The 17,269-nt window shown below is 66.3% G+C and carries 20 protein-coding genes; 11 read left to right on the top strand and 9 right to left on the bottom strand.

Annotated features, from left to right (window positions below; genetic code table 11):
- The first annotated feature begins 134 nt into the window (after window positions 1–134).
- Entirely contained in the window at window positions 135–461 is a 327-nt protein-coding gene (locus QUE25_RS02870; RefSeq protein ID WP_286267387.1) for a hypothetical protein, read from the top strand.
- A gap of 36 nt (window positions 462–497) precedes the next feature.
- On the opposite strand, the gene QUE25_RS02865 is transcribed toward QUE25_RS02870, so the two are convergent.
- Window positions 498–2,024: a leucyl aminopeptidase gene (locus QUE25_RS02865; protein ID WP_286267385.1), complete on the bottom strand. Its 1,527-nt coding sequence runs from the start codon at window positions 2,022–2,024 to the stop codon at window positions 498–500.
- Window positions 2,025–2,123: 99 nt separating this feature from the next.
- Here QUE25_RS02865 and gcvT point away from each other — a divergent pair, with 99 nt between their 5' ends.
- A complete protein-coding gene (gcvT, locus tag QUE25_RS02860; protein ID WP_286267383.1) occupies window positions 2,124–3,221 on the top strand; it encodes a glycine cleavage system aminomethyltransferase GcvT in 1,098 nt (365 codons plus the stop codon).
- Window positions 3,222–3,265: 44 nt separating this feature from the next.
- Here the strand turns inward: gcvT and QUE25_RS02855 are convergent, their stop codons facing one another.
- Both QUE25_RS02855 and QUE25_RS02850 read right to left on the bottom strand, forming a co-directional pair.
- On the bottom strand, window positions 3,266–3,484 hold the full coding sequence (locus QUE25_RS02855) for a hypothetical protein (protein WP_286267381.1): 219 nt from the start codon (window positions 3,482–3,484) through the stop codon (window positions 3,266–3,268).
- A complete protein-coding gene (locus QUE25_RS02850; RefSeq protein WP_286267379.1) occupies window positions 3,484–4,059 on the bottom strand; it encodes a DUF3043 domain-containing protein in 576 nt (191 codons plus the stop codon). The genes QUE25_RS02855 and QUE25_RS02850 overlap by 1 nt, the downstream gene beginning before the upstream one ends.
- Window positions 4,060–4,227: 168 nt before the next feature.
- Here QUE25_RS02850 and QUE25_RS02845 point away from each other — a divergent pair, with 168 nt between their 5' ends.
- The 3 genes from QUE25_RS02845 (at window position 4,228) to QUE25_RS02835 (ending at window position 5,737) form a co-directional block, all read left to right on the top strand.
- Window positions 4,228–4,938 (top strand): PspA/IM30 family protein, encoded by a 711-nt coding sequence (locus QUE25_RS02845; RefSeq protein WP_286267378.1) that lies wholly within the window; start codon window positions 4,228–4,230, stop codon window positions 4,936–4,938.
- 13 nt (window positions 4,939–4,951) lie between these two features.
- Window positions 4,952–5,242 (top strand): PspA-associated protein PspAA, encoded by a 291-nt coding sequence (gene pspAA / locus QUE25_RS02840; protein WP_286267376.1) that lies wholly within the window; start codon window positions 4,952–4,954, stop codon window positions 5,240–5,242.
- A gap of 147 nt (window positions 5,243–5,389) precedes the next feature.
- Window positions 5,390–5,737 (top strand): HesB/IscA family protein, encoded by a 348-nt coding sequence (locus QUE25_RS02835; protein WP_286267374.1) that lies wholly within the window; start codon window positions 5,390–5,392, stop codon window positions 5,735–5,737.
- Window positions 5,738–5,819: 82 nt separating this feature from the next.
- On the opposite strand, the gene QUE25_RS02830 is transcribed toward QUE25_RS02835, so the two are convergent.
- Entirely contained in the window at window positions 5,820–7,283 is a 1,464-nt protein-coding gene (locus tag QUE25_RS02830) for a GuaB1 family IMP dehydrogenase-related protein (RefSeq protein WP_286267372.1), read from the bottom strand.
- A 182-nt stretch (window positions 7,284–7,465) separates the two neighbouring features.
- Between QUE25_RS02830 and QUE25_RS02825 the strand changes: the two genes are divergently transcribed.
- Both QUE25_RS02825 and trpD read left to right on the top strand, forming a co-directional pair.
- Window positions 7,466–7,954, top strand: a complete 489-nt coding sequence (locus QUE25_RS02825) for a UDP-N-acetylmuramoyl-tripeptide--D-alanyl-D-alanine ligase (RefSeq protein ID WP_286267370.1) — start codon at window positions 7,466–7,468, stop codon at window positions 7,952–7,954.
- An 87-nt stretch (window positions 7,955–8,041) separates the two neighbouring features.
- Window positions 8,042–9,094 carry an anthranilate phosphoribosyltransferase gene (gene trpD / locus QUE25_RS02820; RefSeq protein ID WP_286267368.1) on the top strand — a complete coding sequence of 351 codons (1,053 nt, stop codon included), beginning with the start codon at window positions 8,042–8,044 and terminating at the stop codon, window positions 9,092–9,094.
- A 46-nt stretch (window positions 9,095–9,140) separates the two neighbouring features.
- Here the strand turns inward: trpD and QUE25_RS02815 are convergent, their stop codons facing one another.
- From QUE25_RS02815 to QUE25_RS02805, 3 genes are all read right to left on the bottom strand, one after another.
- Window positions 9,141–9,857, bottom strand: coding sequence for a prepilin peptidase (locus tag QUE25_RS02815; RefSeq protein WP_286267366.1), 717 nt, complete (start codon window positions 9,855–9,857; stop codon window positions 9,141–9,143).
- On the bottom strand, window positions 9,854–10,408 hold the full coding sequence (locus tag QUE25_RS02810; RefSeq protein WP_286267364.1) for a hypothetical protein: 555 nt from the start codon (window positions 10,406–10,408) through the stop codon (window positions 9,854–9,856). Before QUE25_RS02810 ends, QUE25_RS02815 begins: the two co-directional genes overlap by 4 nt.
- 290 nt (window positions 10,409–10,698) lie before the next feature.
- Complete coding sequence (locus tag QUE25_RS02805) at window positions 10,699–11,619, bottom strand: sunset domain-containing protein (protein ID WP_286267362.1); 921 nt, start codon at window positions 11,617–11,619, stop codon at window positions 10,699–10,701.
- A gap of 223 nt (window positions 11,620–11,842) precedes the next feature.
- Here QUE25_RS02805 and QUE25_RS02800 point away from each other — a divergent pair, with 223 nt between their 5' ends.
- Window positions 11,843–12,352 (top strand): peptidylprolyl isomerase, encoded by a 510-nt coding sequence (locus tag QUE25_RS02800; protein WP_286267360.1) that lies wholly within the window; start codon window positions 11,843–11,845, stop codon window positions 12,350–12,352.
- A gap of 122 nt (window positions 12,353–12,474) precedes the next feature.
- On the opposite strand, the gene QUE25_RS02795 is transcribed toward QUE25_RS02800, so the two are convergent.
- Both QUE25_RS02795 and QUE25_RS02790 read right to left on the bottom strand, forming a co-directional pair.
- Complete coding sequence (locus tag QUE25_RS02795) at window positions 12,475–12,756, bottom strand: Lrp/AsnC family transcriptional regulator (protein WP_286267358.1); 282 nt, start codon at window positions 12,754–12,756, stop codon at window positions 12,475–12,477.
- A 47-nt stretch (window positions 12,757–12,803) separates the two neighbouring features.
- Entirely contained in the window at window positions 12,804–14,549 is a 1,746-nt protein-coding gene (locus QUE25_RS02790; RefSeq protein ID WP_286267355.1) for a DEDD exonuclease domain-containing protein, read from the bottom strand.
- A gap of 254 nt (window positions 14,550–14,803) precedes the next feature.
- Between QUE25_RS02790 and QUE25_RS02785 the strand changes: the two genes are divergently transcribed.
- The 3 genes from QUE25_RS02785 (at window position 14,804) to QUE25_RS02775 (ending at window position 17,255) form a co-directional block, all read left to right on the top strand.
- Entirely contained in the window at window positions 14,804–15,874 is a 1,071-nt protein-coding gene (locus tag QUE25_RS02785; protein WP_286267353.1) for a M23 family metallopeptidase, read from the top strand.
- A gap of 78 nt (window positions 15,875–15,952) precedes the next feature.
- Window positions 15,953–16,159, top strand: coding sequence for a hypothetical protein (locus QUE25_RS02780; RefSeq protein WP_286267351.1), 207 nt, complete (start codon window positions 15,953–15,955; stop codon window positions 16,157–16,159).
- Window positions 16,143–17,255: a hypothetical protein gene (locus QUE25_RS02775; RefSeq protein ID WP_286267349.1), complete on the top strand. Its 1,113-nt coding sequence runs from the start codon at window positions 16,143–16,145 to the stop codon at window positions 17,253–17,255. Before QUE25_RS02780 ends, QUE25_RS02775 begins: the two co-directional genes overlap by 17 nt.
- Window positions 17,256–17,269: the final 14 nt, after the last annotated feature.

The following is a 17,269-nucleotide window of genomic DNA, read 5'->3' as shown; positions in this document are numbered from 1 at the left end:
CCGCGATAGCCGGATTTGTTCGCCGCAAGCTGACCCCGTGCAGGACGCGCCCAGATCCCGCCGGTCGCGGCCGGCGGCACAGCGGGTGATGCGTGTGGGCAGTCGATCAGGTCGCCCACGCAATAATGGACAGCGTGAATGCGATCGGACGGTTCTTCTCGCGGACGCGCCGCCGAGCGTCCACCGCCAAACAGGACCGCGGGCTGGACGATGCCACCCGCTCGGTACTGGGCGACTTCATCAAGCAGCGCCGCGGGGTCGAGGGCTGGGTCGAATCGGCTACCCGGTTCAACAAACCGTCGCTGTTGCTGATTGCCTACGACGGTGAATGGATCCGCCGCAGCATCCCGTCGGCGGCCTGGGCCTTCGACTTCTGCGCCAAACACGACATTCCCGCCTATCAGGCCGGCGTGGTCCCGTACCCGCAACGCAAACGCGACTGGGACGCCAGGCACCGCTGAGCGGTCGGAGCGCACGCAGCAACGCCCAAGACGCAATCAGCCGGCCATCGACGCCGCCAAGGCGATCAGCGTCCGCACGCCCATGCCGGTCGCCTGCGCGGGTACGTAGTCGTGCGCCGTATCACGGTTCCATGCCGGTCCGGCGACATCCAGATGAGCCCAGCTGGTCTGATCGGCCACGAAATGCTGCAGAAATGCCCCCGCGAACAGTGCGCCGCCATACCGGTCGGCTTTCGACCGAAGATCGGCCACCTCGGAGGGCAATTGGCTGCGGACATGCTCGGTGATCGGCAACTGCCAGAACTCTTCGCCCGCGGTCTCCGCCGCATCCAGGAGCCGGTCGGCGGCGGCATCATCGCTGGCCATCAACCCGGCCACCCGGGTGCCCAGCGCGACCATGCAGGCACCGGTTAGCGTCGCGATATCGACGACCATGTCTGCCTGATCGGCATTCGCCCTGGCCAGCGCATCGGCCAAGACGATGCGTCCTTCACAGTCCGAATCGATGTTCTCGACGGTGGTGCCGTCGAAGATCGTCAGCACGTCGCCGGGACGATAGGCGCTGCCCGAGATCATCGACTCGGCCAGCGGGGCATAGGCGGTGACGCGAACCGACAAGCCCAGATCGGCGATCGCGCGGGTGGCGACGATCACCGAGGCAGCACCGGCCATGTCGCATTTCATCGTCTTGAGGCTTTCGGCCGGTTTCAGGTTGTAGCCGCCGGAATCGTAGGTGATGCCCTTGCCGATCAGCACCAGATGCCGGTTCGCGCCGCGCGGACGGTAGTCCAGACGGAGCAGTCGCGGCGGTCTGGCCGAGCCGGCGCCCACCGCCAGGATCCCGCCATAGCCGGCCTTCTCCAAGGCTCGTTCGTCGAGGACCTCGATCTCGACCCGGGTGTCCTTCAGGTAGCCGCGCGCCTGCTCGGCCAGATCGTTCGGTCCCAGCAGATTGGCGGGCAGATTCGTCCAATCGCGGGCCGTGCACACGGCCTGGGCAGTGACGCGTGCGGTCGCCAGAGCCTGCTGGGACGACCGTGACGAGCCGACGATGCCGATCGACTCGATGGCCGGCGGCGCGGGCCGATGGGTGAGCTTGCGGAAGCCATCGGCGGCGAGCAGGGCGCCCTCGGCCACCGCCTGCACCTGGGCGTCGGTGCCGGCGTCCAGACTGATCACGATCCGGCGCTGGCCGGCAGCATCGGCGCGCAACGCTCGGCGCACACCCAGGCCGGCGGCGCGGCGCAGGTCCTCGGGCTGCAGATCCAGATCGGCACCGATGCCCACCGCGAGAACCCGCAATCCCGGCAGATTGAGCTCGGTCACCTGGTCGATCGCGTGACCCGGCCCCTGGTTGAGCAATCCCAGCAGCGCGCCGCCGGCCTTGCCCGCCTTGCTCTCCAGTTCGGAGCCTGCACCCACCAAAGTGGTGCGGCCATTCGATTCGGCCACCCCGATCACCACGTCGGTGGCCTTGCCCAGGCCGCGCACCAGTTCGATGTCAGGGAGCACCACCCGTCCCGGATCGAAGCGGGTCGGGTCGAACAAAGGCTGCGTCGCCATCGATGTGAACCTCCGGGTGCGATCGAAACTCTGTCCCTCAGGCTAAACCCAGCGGCGCCTTGCAGTAGCCTGACGCTCAACCTGCAGAAAGGAACGACAATGCTCGTCGAGGCCCTGCAACACTCCCCGCTGTACGACTGGCATCTGGCCGCCGGCGCGAAAATGGCCCCGTTCGGCGGCTGGGAAATGCCCGTTGAATATGCCGGGGCGGGTGTCTTGGCCGAACATGCCGCGGTACGCGAACGCATCGGGATCTTCGATGTATCGCATCTCGGCAAGCTCCAGGTCAGTGGTCCGGGCGCCGTCGACTACCTCGATTCCAGACTTGCCAATGATCTCGCCAAGGTCGCCCCCGGCCATGCGCAATACACCCTCTTGTGCAACGAGGCCGGGGGAGTGATCGACGATCTAATCGCCTACGTGTTCGGCCCCGACGAGGTGCTGTTGATCCCGAACGCGGCCAACGCGACGACGGTGGCGGCGGTCCTGGCCGAAGGTGCACCGGCCGGGGTCGAGATCGCCGATCTCCACCATGACCGCGCGGTGATCGCGGTTGCCGGGCCCCGATCCGATGAACTGCTGGCTGCGGTCGGCCTGCCGATCCGGCTCGACTACATGGCCTTCCTGCCAGTCGGTGAGCAGACGATCATCTGCCGCACCGGTTACACCGGCGAACGCGGATGCGAACTGGTGATCTCCAGCGGGCTGGCCGAACAGTGGTGGGGACGACTCCTCAAGGCGGGTGCGCAGCTGGGTGTTCAGGCCTGCGGGCTCGGCGCCCGCGACACGCTTCGGACCGAGATGGGGTACTCGTTGCATGGCCATGAGCTGTCACCGGAGATCGATCCAGTGAGCGCGGGGTTGAGTTGGGCGATCGGCTGGAAGAAGGCCGCCTTCGACGGGCGCGAGGCCCTGCTGGCGATCAGACAGGCCGGGCCCATCCGCCGGTCATGGGGAATCAAGGCTCGTGGACGCGGGATTCCGCGTCCGGGCATGGATGTCGTCGATGCCGAGAGCGGCCAGGTCATCGGGACAGTGACCTCCGGCACCTTTTCACCCACGCTGCACACCGGGATCGGCATGGCGCTGGTGGACGCAAGCCATGGCGCAGGCGAGCTGGTCGGTGTCCAGGTGCGGCGGCGCGTCGAACAGTTCGACCTTATCAAACCGCCTTTTGTGGCCCCGCGGTTACGCTGAGGCCGGGCGGGTCGTTCGAGCGGAGGCGGCTCTGATCTGTGTCGTCAGGCCTGGTCCAGACTCATCGGGCCGTACACCTTCGTATCGTCGTCGAACAGCGTGACCGACACCACGCCCAGGTCAGCCAACTCGAGGTAGTTGTCGCTCAGCCACTCCTCGGCGTCGATCTGATCGTCGAAGCGCGACGACAGGCCGGCCGCAGCCAGGTCATCGTCGGTTGCGGTGGCATCGGATGCGAGTTCGGGTTCCCACCAGAAGCTCATCAGTACTCAGCTCCCCGATCGATGGCGGTAGGCGGACGGCGGAAGCGCCGCGGCGTGATCGTACGGGAGATCATGTACATCATCAGGCCCTTGCGGTAGGCGTCGGGCAGGCGCTGATCGAGCACTTTGCGGAAGCGGCTCCACAGGTAGGTCGCCTCGAGCAGGATCGCCACGATGAGCCCCCACATTCCGTAGGTTGCCCATACGGACAGCTGCGGCCAGAAGGCGCCGGCGATGAAGACCGCGAAGCTGACCAGCAGGATCGGCCAGACGAACTCACCGAAGGTCCAGCGGGCGTCGATGAAATTGCGCAGCAGCACCCGTTCCGGGCGCATCTCGGTCTGCTGGTAGGCGCGGTCGTCGTTCTGTCGCTTGATTTCGCGTTCGCGGGCCTTGTGTTCCTTCTTTGTGAGAGTAGGACGAACGCGCTCGCGGCGGGCCAGTTCGGCTTCCTTGCGGCTGGGTGTGGGAGCGGACTTGCGATTCACGCCGCCGCTCTTGGGTTCTTCGGAGTGGGCGAGATCGTCGGAGGTCTCGGCGGCGTCGTTGCGCTGGTACGGGCGAAAGAGTCCCACGGGTGTCCTTCTCGGTTGTAGCTGCTGGCCCACATCCTAGTTGCCGCGGCCGCTGAAGCCACCTCGTGGGTCAGCCGATTGTATTCGCCACGCCGAAGCCGAGACCACAGACCTCGCTGTGGAGCCTCTAGACTGTGGGGATCAGATATGGGAAGGACCCCGAGGCTCATGCCAGGCATCATTGACCGCATAGCACGGGCATTCGGATCGCAGAGTGATGATTCGAAGCCGGCTGGCGACACCCGCAGTGAGCTGGAAGACGCATACGCGCAGCAGACCGAGCTGCTGCAGCAGGTCCGCCGAGGCGCGGCCGGCGTTGCGTCCAGTCGCCGCCAGCTTGCCGCCCAGCAAGCCGATCTCGCCGCCGAGATCGACTCACTGACCGCTACCGCGCACCGTCTCCTGGACCAGGGACAGGACTCTTTGGCGCACGAAGCGCTCGTCCGCAAGCAGGCGCTGCTGCAACAACTGGCCGGCCTGGAGACCCAGCACGCGCAACTGCAACGCGAAGAGGAGAACCTGATTCTCACTGCCACGCGGCTGCAGGCCAAGGTCGATTCGATCCGGACGAAGCAGAGCACTGTCTGGGCGCAATACTCCGCGGCCGAGGCCTCGGCCAGAGTGACCGCCGCCCTGGGTGGCATCGACCTCGGCGCGGCCGGCGCGGTCGTACAGCGTGCCGATGAGCTATTGCACGCCACCGCGGTGCCTGAACCCCTGGCAGCCGACGAGTTGCGGGCGGCAGCTGCTGACGAACTCGCAGCCATCAGGGCCGCACTGGCTGACCGCGCTCCGGCTGCCCCGGGCGAGGGAAGCTACCAGCAGCCCGGAGGGTATCCTTCGACGGGCGTAACTGATTCGACTGGCGAACGCGCCTAGGGGTAGTAAGAAGATGATTGTAAGAATCATGGGCGAGGGTCAATGGCAGACTCCCGGCCGGCTGGTACAACGCCTGAATGTCCTGGATGACCTGGTGATGGGGGCGGTCAACACCCGGGACAGTGACTTACTGGCTGAGTTGCTGGAGGAGATGGCCGACACGGTCAAGAAGGCGGGCACCAAGCTACCGAGCGAACCGGTGGTGCTGTCCGACCTGATCGTGCCGGACCCCAGGACTCCTCTCGACGAGGTCGCGGACTGGCTGCAGGAGAGCCGGACCGACGACGGCCTGATTCCCGGCTGAGCCCCGCCGGTAGCGGGCTATCGGCGCACCCCGGTGTCGGCGCATCGCCTGCGGTGAAACGGCTTGGCCGGTTCTTGAGCAGGAACGTAAGCTGAACCTAGCCCGGGTATGTACGGGCGCACGGCAGATGACTGAGGAGCCCGAGAGATGACCGATACCACCGTGGGCGCCACTGGCGTCACTCTCACCGAAGCAGCCGCGGCGAAGGCCGCGTCTCTGCTCGCCATTGAGGGACGCGATGATTTGGCGTTGCGCATCGCAGTGCAGCCTGGCGGCTGCTCGGGGCTGCGCTACCAGTTGATGTTTGATGATCGCGAGCTTGAGGGCGATCTCGTGGACCCCTACGAGGGCGTCAGCCTGGTAGTCGACCGGATGAGCGCGCCTTACCTCGGCGGCGCCACCATCGACTTCGTCGACACCATCGAGGCGCAAGGCTTCACCATCGACAACCCGAATGCCACCAGCTCCTGCGCGTGTGGCGATTCGTTCCACTGATCACCAACCTCTGAACGACCAACGAAGGTCGCCGGCTTGATAGCTCGGCGACCTTCGTGGCGTTCCGGGCAGCTGGCGTGAATCACGACCAACTGGTGACCAGCGGACGACCCTCGTCGTAACCGGAGGAGGACTGGACGCCGATCACTGCACGGTCGGCGAACTCGTCCAGATTGCGGGCGCCTGCGTAGGTGCACGACGAGCGCACGCCCGAGGTGATCCAGTCGACAAGGTCTTCGACGCCGGGACGTTGCGGGTCGAGGTACATCTTGGAGCCGCTGATCCCCTCCTCGAAGAGCGCTGCTTTCGCGCGGTCGAAGCTCGACTGGCCCCGGGTGCGGCTGCGCACTGCGCGGGCACTGGCCATGCCGAAGCTCTCCTTGTAGGCCCGGCCATCGGGATCATGCAGCATGTCACCGGTCGACTCGTAGGTGCCGGCGAACCAGCTGCCGATCATCACATTTCCGGCTCCGGCGGCCAGCGCCAGGGCGACATCGCGCGGATAGCGGACCCCGCCATCGGCCCAGATCGCGCCGCCATGATTGCGGGCGGCCTGAGCGCATTCCATTACAGCGCTGAACTGCGGGCGCCCGACCCCGGTCTGCATGCGCGTGGTGCACATCGCGCCCGGGCCGACACCCACCTTGACCACATCGGCACCCGCCTCCAGCAGGTCGAGTGTGCCCTCGGCGGTCACCACGTTGCCGGCAACGAGTGGGGCCCGGCGGCCGGTCTCGGCCTCGAACTTGTCGCGGACCGGGACGACCGATGCCAAGGCGTCGATCATCCGCTGCTGGTGACCATGAGCGGTGTCGAGCACCAGCACGTCGGCGCCGGCCTTCAGCAGGGCATCGGCGCGCCCGGCCGAATCGCCGCTGATGCCGATCGCCACCGCGGCCCGCAGACGGCCCTCGGCATCCAGCGCAGGATGGTAGATCGCCGAGCGCAGTGCGCCCTTCGCCGACATCACACCGACCAGCGAGCCGTCCTCAGCGACGGCGACCGCCAGCCGCTGGCGACTCGCCGTCAGCGTGTCGAAAACCTCCTGAGGAGTGGATTCGGGGCTGACCAGAGCGAATCCGGTGGTCATCACCTCGTGCACCTGGGCGTACCGGTCGACGCCTACCGTGTCGGATTTGTTGGTCAGACCGATCGGAACACGGTTCTCATCGAGCACCACGACCGCGCCGTGGGCACGCTTGGGCATCAGATTGAGGGCCTCGCCGACCGTGGTGGTCGGGGTCACGGTGATCGGTGTTTCGAAGACGGTCGGTGCCGCCTTGACCCTGGCGATCGCCTGGGCGAGCACATCGACGGGAATGTCTTGCGGCAGCACCGCAAGGCCACCGCGACGGGCGATCGTTTCGGCCATCCGGCGTCCCGAGATGGCGGTCATGTTCGCAACGACCAGGGGCAGCGGCAGATTGATGCCATCGGTGGAGGTCAGGTCGACATCGAGTCGGGAGGTTACCGTGCTGCGGGTCGGCGCCATGAAGACGTCGTGATACGTGAGGTCGTAGGCGGGCCTGTTGGTGAGAAAACGCACGTGTCCATTGTCCAAGCCGGGCCCAAATGGCGGTGAGGGTGTCCACGGGCGGCAGCCCTCCGACCGGGTTCGACCGCCCAAGCAGGCATAGCGGTGTGACCTGGGCGGGTCAACGCGATAGCATCACCATGACCAGACATGCCGCGACCAACGTCGAGCGGCCGGCGAGGTGAGGAAGAATCATGAGTGCGAACGCTTCGGCACCGTCCACGTCCGACGACGTGCTTAAGGTGGTCATCTACTCGGACGACCGACTGGTGCGCAACCAGATCAAGCTTGCCTTGGGTCGCAAGATCGCCTCCGACCTGCCCGAGATCGAGATCACCGAGTTCGCGACTGCTGATGCCCTGCTCAGGGCGCTGGACAAGGAGAAGTTCGACGCGGCCGTCTTCGACGCCGAAGCCCGCCCCGGCGGAATGGGAGTCTCGCATCAGATGCGCGACGAGATCGCCGATTGCCCGCCGGTGGTGCTGCTGATCGCCCGGGCCGCCGACGCCTGGATGGCCACCTGGTCGCGGGCCGAAAGCATCTCCCCGTATCCCGTCGATCCGATCCGGCTGCCCGACGACGTGGCGAACGTGGTGCGCAACGCCCGCACCGGCCGCAAGAACGCGCTTTCGTCGTCCCTGGTGGAGCCTGGCGTCGGTAGCCGTCACCCGATCGCGGACTAGCCGGCACATTCCGGCACGCAGGCTGAGACCCCGGGTCAATCCGGACGCCTGCGCGCGCCCAGGTAGCACAGGGATAATGTGGCAAATATGAATCACACGTGGCCCGATGTCTTAACCAGTCTCGTCCGTGGCGAGGATATGGACACTGAGACGACCCGATGGGCGATGAGTGAGATCCTCTCGGGGAACGCCAGCGCGGCCCAGATGGCCGCATTCATGGTGGCGTTGCGGGCCAAGGGTGAGACGGTCACCGAGATCGATGCCTTGGCCTCGGGGATGCTCGACAAGGCGACACCGATTGAACTGCCCACCGACGCCGTCGACGTGGTGGGCTCCGGTGGTGATCGCGCCAACACCGTCAACATCTCGACGATGGCTGCCATCGTTGCCGCCGCAGCGGGCGCGAAGGTGGTCAAGCACGGCAACCGGGCGGCCAGTTCCATGAGTGGCACCGCCGACTGCCTGGAGGCGCTCGGTGTGGCATTGAACGTGCCCCCGGAGCGCCAGGGCGGCATCTTTGACGAATGCGGCCTGGTTTTCCTGTTCGCCCCGCTGTACCACTCCTCGTTGCGGCACACCGCTCCGGTGCGCAAGGAACTGGGCATCCAGACCACCTTCAACTTCTTGGGTCCGCTGGCCAATCCCGCTCGCCCGCAGGCGCAGGCAATTGGCGTGGCCAACCTGGAGCTGGCCGACCTGGTCGCCGGTGTGCTGGCCGCGCGGGGCAACCGCGGCATGGTCTTCCATGGTGAAGACGGCCTGGACGAGCTGACCACCACGACAAGCTCCGACATCTGGTTGATCAGTGACGGACAGGTCGTGCGCACGGAACTGGACCCCAACGACCTGGGTGTGACCCCGTCGCTGCCCACGGATCTGGTCGGTGGCAAGCCGGAGCACAATGCGCAGGTCGTACGAGACGTCTTCGCCGGCGCCACCGGGCCAGTACGCGACATCGTGCTGGTCAACGCGGCTGCGGCACTACTGGCCTTCGACGGCCCGAGTCTGATGACACCGGTCGCCGAGCAGCTGCGCAGCAAGCTCGGCCGGGCGGCTGCCGCGATCGATGAAGGCAAGGCGACGGCGCTGTTGGACAGCTGGATCGAGGCCACCCAGCGGGCGGTAGCTGCCGGGCGCTGAAGCACTTCGGTGTGACGGGCCATCTCGGCCCCGGCCACGCCTTGTGCTATCCGGCTGCCACCGGGATGCTGCCGGTGGCAGCGAGCCATGCCCAGGCCAGCCATGGCCCCAGCCACAGGCCAGGACCATAGGGGAAAGCGCGTCCGTAGGGTGATGGATGTCGGCGACGCCACAGCGCGGTGATCAGACCCCAGCAGGCGGACGCGACAGATCCGGCGAAGATCGCCAGGAACCACCACTGCACCGAACCCAGTGCCGCCAGTGCGCCGGTCATCGCCGCCAACCGCACATCGCCGAATCCGAGGGAATTGCTCAGCCGCCACGGCAGCCAGAACAGTCCGCCGGCCGCCGCGGCGCCACCTATCGCACGCAGCGCAGCGGCGGGCCACCCGGCGGGATCGATGATCAGACCTGCCGCGACAGCCGCGATCAGGCAGGCTGCGGCGAAGTGATTGGCGCGTATCGGCAGCCAGGTCGTCCGCGCATCGACGTAGACGAGCACCAGAACCGCGCTGGTCCACACGACCCACGCCGGACGTACCGCCGGCGGCGCGGCGGCGATCGGCAGGCAGCCTGTCACGGCCAGTACCAGGAGCACACTCACGCCACCGGGCCGCACGAGATCGGCATACCGGGGCTTGAGGTGAGCGTCCGGTTCATCATCGCCGGGTTCCGGGTGAGTGGCCACGATGATCGCCTGGGCAACCACGAGTGGGATGGCCACCGCTGAGAGCAGCAGCCACTGGGTCACCGGCGCGCTCATCGACCGATCCTGGCTGCCGGAGCTCTCTTGCGCACCACCATGTCCGGATTGATCCCCCAGGCCTCGCAGGCGGCCTCGGCGCGCACCTGCTGCAGACGCGAACACCAGGCTCTGTCGCCGGTCATCAGGACGCGGACGGTGAGGGTGTCGATGCCGCTGAACTCGGCAATCTGGCGGTTGCTGCAGCCTGCCATCGCCAGCGACAAGAGCAGCAGCCGCACCTGTTGCGGGTCGGCGGGCTCCTGTTGCAGGTAGGCCAGACGGTGATGATCGAGCCGGAACAACCGTTCCGCCTCCAGCTGGGGGAGGGTCGCCATGCTGCGCTGATCCTGGCCGCGGAGCAGCGCATAGACGGTCGCCGAGGGCACCCGGGAGGCCCGTGCGATGACCCGCCAGGGCAGCCCGGTATCGCTCATCAGTTGCCGCACCCAGGCGCGGAACGGTTCGGCGTTCACCCGGCAGTCGGCGCTCGTGCAGGGTGCGGCAGTCGTGCTTGAGGTCCGGGTAGTCCTGCGAGCCGGTGCCGGAGCCGGCGGAGCGAGAATCGTCATGGTGTCTCCTGAGGGTGAGCCGGACGCAGACTTCGCGTCCTCTTGACACCACTTCAGCCCAACCCAATGGACTGTGACAAGCAGGTGAGCAGTAACGGACAACACCGGGGGCAAAACGGACAACACCGACCGGGGTACGGACAACACCGGTGGGCCCTCGGACAACACCGGCGAGTCCCACGGGCGGCTGCGATGCCGGCTCCGCCGATGCGGCGCCACCATCACAAGGAGCGGGGCCGGTCACTGCTCACGCACTGACCGGCCCCGTTCGTTCAAGCTGTGTTACAGAATCAACGCTGGGCCTTGGTGAACCCGGCCGCGACAGCCGCCTCCTCGCTGTTGAACCAGATGTCGGCGTTGGTGCGCTCGTATCCCGCAGCCTGGGGAGTGTGGTACTTCATGGAGCGCTCGTTGCCCTTGATGACGTAACCGGCCGGGGGCTCGGTACCGACGTAGGCGCCCTCCAGGGCACCGAGGCCGGCTTCCGGCTCAGTGGCCGGGCTGCCCTCGGCGATCATGTCTTCCTCGGCGGCTGCTTCGTCATCCAAGACGGTCTCGTCCTCGTCGGCGAACGGGCTCTCGCCCCACGAGTCGTCCTCGACGTCCTGATCCGGGCGCATCGGCTGCTGCGGCGACCAACCATCGTCGTCATTGCCCAGCACCGCGCGTACCACCACCACGATCGCGGCTACCGCGGCGGCAATACCGAGAATGGTGAAGAGCCGACCGAGCACACGGTGCTTACGTGGCTTGTCGACGACCACCTCGGGTACTGCCACGGCCTCGGGGAGCTGAAGATCGCCACGCAGCGCGGCAACGACCGAGCGCCCACGCTTCGAAGCCTCGATCACCGACGGATTCTCGTTGGCCTCGTCCCAGAACTCTTGGAGCTTCGGGTACCACTCATGCTGGACCTTGTCCGAAACGGTCTCATAGGCCTGAGTGACGGCCGGCTGGAGCCGCTCGACGACCTCTTCAACCTTGGGCGTGATGCGCTCACGAGCATCTTCGAAGGCCGGGACGACGTAGTCGGCGGCCTGGCGACCGAGATCGGCGGCCTGATGACTCAGATCGGCGACCTGGCGGCTGGCTTGTTTGGCGATCGGCGTCACGTGGCTGACGGCTTCGTCGAAGGCGTTGGTGCCTTGCTCAAGCGCCTCTTCGGCGGCCTTGTGGGCGGCCGTGCGGGCTTTCTTGTACTTGCAGGACATAATCTCTCCGTTTCGTTGCTGGGCTCGTACTCGAGCTGCTCGTGATCGAGCTGAGAGGTTCCGCTGCAGACGGTGCCTGCGCTACGGAAGCTCTGCATCATCAACGCTACGTGGTCGGGTGGTACATATCCGGTGAACCCACTGAATCCCGCAGCCCATTCAGGGCGTCTGCAAAGATGGAGACGACAAGCCTCAACAAAGCATCTCCGAAAGGTGGGTTCGCATGACCCAAGCCACCCTGCACACCACCAAGGGCGACATCGTTGTCGAGTTGTTCGACGACTACGCCCCGAAGACGGTCGCCAACTTCGTCGGCCTGGCCGGCGGCACGCGCGAGTACCGTGATCCGAAGGACGGCCAGACCAAGCAAGGCCCCTACTACGACGGCACGATCTTTCACCGCGTCATCGACGGCTTCATGATCCAGGGCGGTGACCCCACCGGCACCGGACGCGGCGGTCCCGGCTACACCTTTGCCGATGAGTTCTACCCGGATCTGGTCTTCAACCGCCCGTATCTGCTCGCGATGGCAAATGCCGGCGCCGGCACCAACGGCAGCCAGTTCTTCATCACCTTGGGCCCCCAGCCGCATCTGAACCGTCGGCATTCGATCTTCGGAGAGGTCACCGATCCGGCCAGCCAGCAGGTCGTGGACGCTATCGGGTCCACTCCCACCGGCCGGGCCGATCGTCCGCTGGAAGATGTGGTGATCACTTCGGTCGACATCGCCTGACCTCGACATCGCCCGACCACTACGCGACCTCGAACGCTCGCCGTAGAGTCATTCGCTCCCATTGCAGCAGAAGCGGACTGATCCTGCGGCGAGGGTTCTGGGGACCGGTCGAAGCGGCTGGGTCAGTCGCTGATGCCGATGGAGAACGTGGCGTCCAGATCGTGGCGGCTGTAGGCGCGGAAGGCCAGATGAGTCTCGGTCTGCCGCACCCCCGGCACCTTCGCCAGCGCGTCGGCGACCACCGGGGCGACGTCGTCGAAGGACGCCACCCGCACGATGGCGATCAGATCGATTCGTCCGGTCACCGAATAGACCTCGCTGATGCCGTCGATGGCTGCGATCTGCTCAGCCACCTCCGGGATACGGTCGTTGTCGACATGGACGAAGACGATGGCGGTGATCATGGCATGAGTCTAGTGCCCCACTGCTGCGGGCAACGCTGACCGAGCTTTCAGGCGACCGCCGGCGCCGGGGAGGACGTCCCCAGCGCCAGCCGCGGGAGATCAGCGCCGTCGATTCCGCTGTGCAGCGGCATCGACCACTCGCCGTCGATATCCATCAAGCGGACTCCTGGACGCTCCAGCCAGGCTGCGATTCGCTCGGCCTCTTCCACCGAGCACGACGGCAGGCCGTGCGGGGAGGGCAGCACGGATTCGGCGAGCCGGATCGCCTGGTCTGCTGTGGCCATGGGGTCCTGCCCGGGGGCTGCGGTTGCGGCTGCGGCGAGCCTGCCGTAGCGGATCACGTGAATCTGCCAGCCGGGATTGGCGGAGGGGCCCGGAACCCACTGAGCAGCCACAATCTGCCGACAGCGCGAGAACCCCACCAGCCGGTGGAAGCGCTGTGTCGTGGCAACATAGCTGCGCAATCTGGCGGTGAGCACGTCGGCTTGTTCGTAGCGCTGCTGGGCCGACAGCTGACCGATGCGCTGCCCGACCCGTGCCACGGTGGGACGCAGATCAGTGGTCAGGGCTTCGCGAACCTGCTCCACGACTTCGTGGTAGCCGTCCGGATCGATGCCCTGGCATGGAGCCAGGCACTTGCCGAGTTCGCTGAGGACGCAGCCTGCGCCCGCGGCCTTCCTGCCGATCCGCATCGTGCACTGCCGCAGCGGATAGCTGTCGTAGATCACCTCGCAGGCCTCCTGGGCGGCCGACCGCGAACTGAACGGGCCCCAGTAGGTGGCCTGGTCGTCGCCCGGCGAAGTGACGATCGACAAGCGCGGATATCGGTCACAGGTGAGCTTGACCCATGCCACCTTGTCCTGGCGGCGGGAGCGCCGGTTGTAGCGGGGGGAGTGGGCCGCGATCGTGCGCAGCTCTCGCACCTCGGCCTCGAGTTCGGTGGCGCAGACCACAGCCTCCACCCCGGTCGCCACGCGGACCATCTCGTCCATCCGTGGCCGGGTCTCCGACGACGTGAAGTACGTGCGTACCCTGCGGCGGATGTTGGTGGCCTTGCCCACGTAGAGCACCTGCCGTTGCTGCCCGGGGCGGCGCGCATAGAAGATGTAGATGCCTGGTGCCTCGGGCAGGTCGGTGGCCCAGGTTCGCTTGGCACGCCGTTGCGGCGACACCCGATGCTCGAACTCCTTGAGGTCATCGACGGTCAACAAGCCCAGATTCCCGACCCGCTCCAGCAATCCGTGCAGCACATCGACTGTCGCGCGCGCATCCGAGAGGGCTCGATGGTTGGGTTGCGTGGAGGCATGGAAGTGATCGGCCAAGGTATGCAGCTTGACGTTGGGCACCTCGCCGGGCAGCAGCGCCTGACGCGCCAACCCGACCGTATCGACGACCATCTGGCCGGGCCAGGGGTAGTCGAACTGCTCGCAGGCCCGCTTCAAGAAGCCGATGTCGAAGCGGGCGTTGTGGGCCACCAGGACGGTGCCTCGCGAGAACTCGAGCCAGCTCGGCAGCACCTGGCTCAGTGTGGGCGCATCGACCACCATCTGGTTGGTGATGCCGGTGAGCACAGCGATGAATCCGGGAATGTGTGTACCCGGGTTCACCAGCGTGCTGAACTCGCCGAGCACCTCGCCGCCGCGGACCTTGACCGCGCCGAACTCGGTGATCGTCGCCTCCGGGCCCGAGCCGGTGGTCTCCAGATCGACAACGCAAAAGGTGGCCTCGGCGAGCGGGGTTCCGAGATCGTCCAAGCTGGGCTGCAGCGTGGCATTTCGCGATGTGTGGATCATGCAGGTGACGCTAGCGACCGGGTCTGACGTTTTCGTTCGCGGGGAGCATCCGGGCGCGATGGCGGGCGGACGGGGTCCCGACGGTGGTCGAAACCGTGCTGAAACCGGGCTCGAGGGCTGACCTGCGGATGAGATACGGGTGAAAATCCGTGGTGAATCTCTCCAAATGATTTGGCGATCAGTGGGCGAACCCTTAGAGTCTCTTAGGAAGTCTTAATAATCTCTCATCAGATTCCCTGTACGAAGGTGGCTGAATGTCCCTCTCGCGTCGAATGCTGACGACAGTGATCGGATCGGTTGCGGCGATCGCACTGACCATCGGGCTGGTACCCGCCGCGCACGCTGAAGACGCGGTAGGTGCGGCTCAGAAAGATCTGACGCAACTCCAGATCGAGGCGGCCGAGGTTCAGCGGAACCTCGAAGCGTCCAAGCAGGCGCAGGTGAACTCGCAGCGCCAGTACGACCTGACCACCGAGGACCTGGCCGATCAGCGGACGCTGGTCGAAGCCATGCGTACTCAGGTCGGACGAGTGGCCGTGGCGGCCCATCAGCAGGCGGCCGGACTCGGCACCGCCAAGCTGCTGTTCACGTCGGACTCCGAGGACAGTTTCCTGGCAGATATCGCCGTGATGCAATCGATTACCTCGATCACCGACGAGCAGATGATCCGGCTGGCCGCCGAGCAGTCGCGTCTCACCGAACTCGAGACCACCCAGGCTGCCGCTTTGCAGAAGGTCACCGATGAGGTTGCACAGCAGACCGAGCTGGCTGCCGAATACGACAAGAAGGTGGCGAGCGCCCAGCAGGTCGTCAATCGGCTGACCGAAGCCCAGAAGGCTGCGCTGGCCGATGCCCAGAACGCGGCGATCCTGGCCGCAAGCGCTGCACTTTTCTCCAGTGGCGACAGCGGCGTCAGCCGATCCGGCCTGGACCTGCCGACCGGATCGGGCCAGGGTGTCTGGCCGGCCACGGGGCCGATCACCTCACCGTTCGGATACCGCACCAACCCGATCGGTGGCTACTCCGAACTGCACGACGGTACCGATGTCGGTGCTGCCTGCGGCACCCCGGTAGTCGCGTCCTGGACCGGTGTGGTCACCAGCGCGCGCTTCGAGAGCGGCTGGGGCAACCGGATCGTCGTCGACAGCGGTATCTACAAGGCCGCCTACAACCACTTGCAGTCCATGTCGGTCGTGGCCGGACAGACCGTGACGGCCGGTCAGGTGATCGGCGCGGTCGGCACCACCGGGTACTCGACCGGATGCCATCTGCACTTCAGCACCTGGGTCAACGGGCAGATCACCGATCCGATGTCGATCTTCTGATCGCATCGCTCACTCGCTTGGTGACCGCGGGGCAGCGCCGTTCGACAAATTGTCAGGGGACCGCGCTTTGATGTGTTCATGGGGACAATGCGAATCGACTGCAACCGCTGCGTTGTGCGTGGAGACGCCTGCGGCAGCTGTGTGATCTCGGTGCTGTGCGGGCCGCCGGAAACCGTCGACTTCAGCTCGGACGAGCAGACGGCCATCGTTTGGCTGGCCGCCGCCGGCCTGGTCCCACCGTTGCGCATGCAGACCGGGAATCAGGCCAGTGGCACCGAAGGCTAGAGCGCACCGCCCGCACCTGTTGAGTTCGGTGCTGGCTGTTGCCGGTGTGCTGCTCAGCGTCGTCACCGGCTGCTCAGCCACGGCTTCGCAGGCTTCCCCCGACACGGCGACCACGGCGGGCCACATCCTCGCTGCGTTGAGTGCTGCCGATGAGGCCGCATTCGACCGCGTGTTCGCCACCAGCGCCGACGCCGCGCGCGTTGGGCTCTGGTGGGACAACCTGCGACAGATCGAGCTGCTGAGCATCGTCGATGGTGCCGGCGGGTCCTGGCAGATCGGCTGGCGAGTGCCCGGAGAACAAGGCGTGGCGACCAACCTCATCGTCCCCCAGTGGCAATGCGATGCCCAGCAGTGCCTGCTCGGCGATATCGAGCAGCGGCCCGATTCGCCGGCCCCGATCTGGCTGACGGAGGCCATCAGTGTCGAGCAGGACGAAGCAGTCACACTCATCGGCGGAGGTGATCTGGATTCCTGGCGCCAGGCCGCCGAGCAGTCAGCCGAGTTCGTGCGGTCCACCGAGGCCGCCGGGCTGATCCGTCCATCGAGCCGCCAAGTCATCGAGGTCCCGGGCAACAGCCAGGCATTCGAACAGGTGATGGCCGCATCGGCGTTCGATTTCATCGGAACCGGAGCCATCACCTGGACTGCTGACAGCGGCGGCCCCGGCCCGACAGGCCAGCCGGCCCCCGCCCGTATCGTGATCAACCCCGACGCGACCAGCGACGCCGGCACCGAATCCCGTTATCTGCTGCTGGTCCATGAACAGACCCACGCGGCGACGAACTGGCTGGGGCACCCGGCGGCCGGACAGCTGTGGGTCAGCGAGGGTCTGGCCGAGTGGGTGATGCTGCAGGCATCGCCCCAAGCTCAACAAGGCAGTACCCAGACCCTGATCGATGCCTGTCCGGCGGCGTCCACACCGCCGGCCGATGCCGACTTCACCGATCCGGACGATCTCGAGCTTGCCTACGCCTGGAGCGCTGCGGCGCTGGATCGGCTGATCACCGGACGCGATGCTGCGTCAACCATCAGCACGCTGTGGCAGACTCCGGGCGCCCAACCGGATCTGGAGTCACCGCTGGTCGCCTGCGGGTGAACGGTGCCCTGCAC

Source organism: Brooklawnia propionicigenes, from assembly GCF_030297015.1.
In the GTDB taxonomy this organism is placed as follows: Bacteria; Actinomycetota; Actinomycetes; order Propionibacteriales; family Propionibacteriaceae; genus Brooklawnia; species Brooklawnia propionicigenes.
Note: the sequence above shows the minus strand (reverse complement) of the source record. Positions and strands in the feature narration are given on the sequence as shown.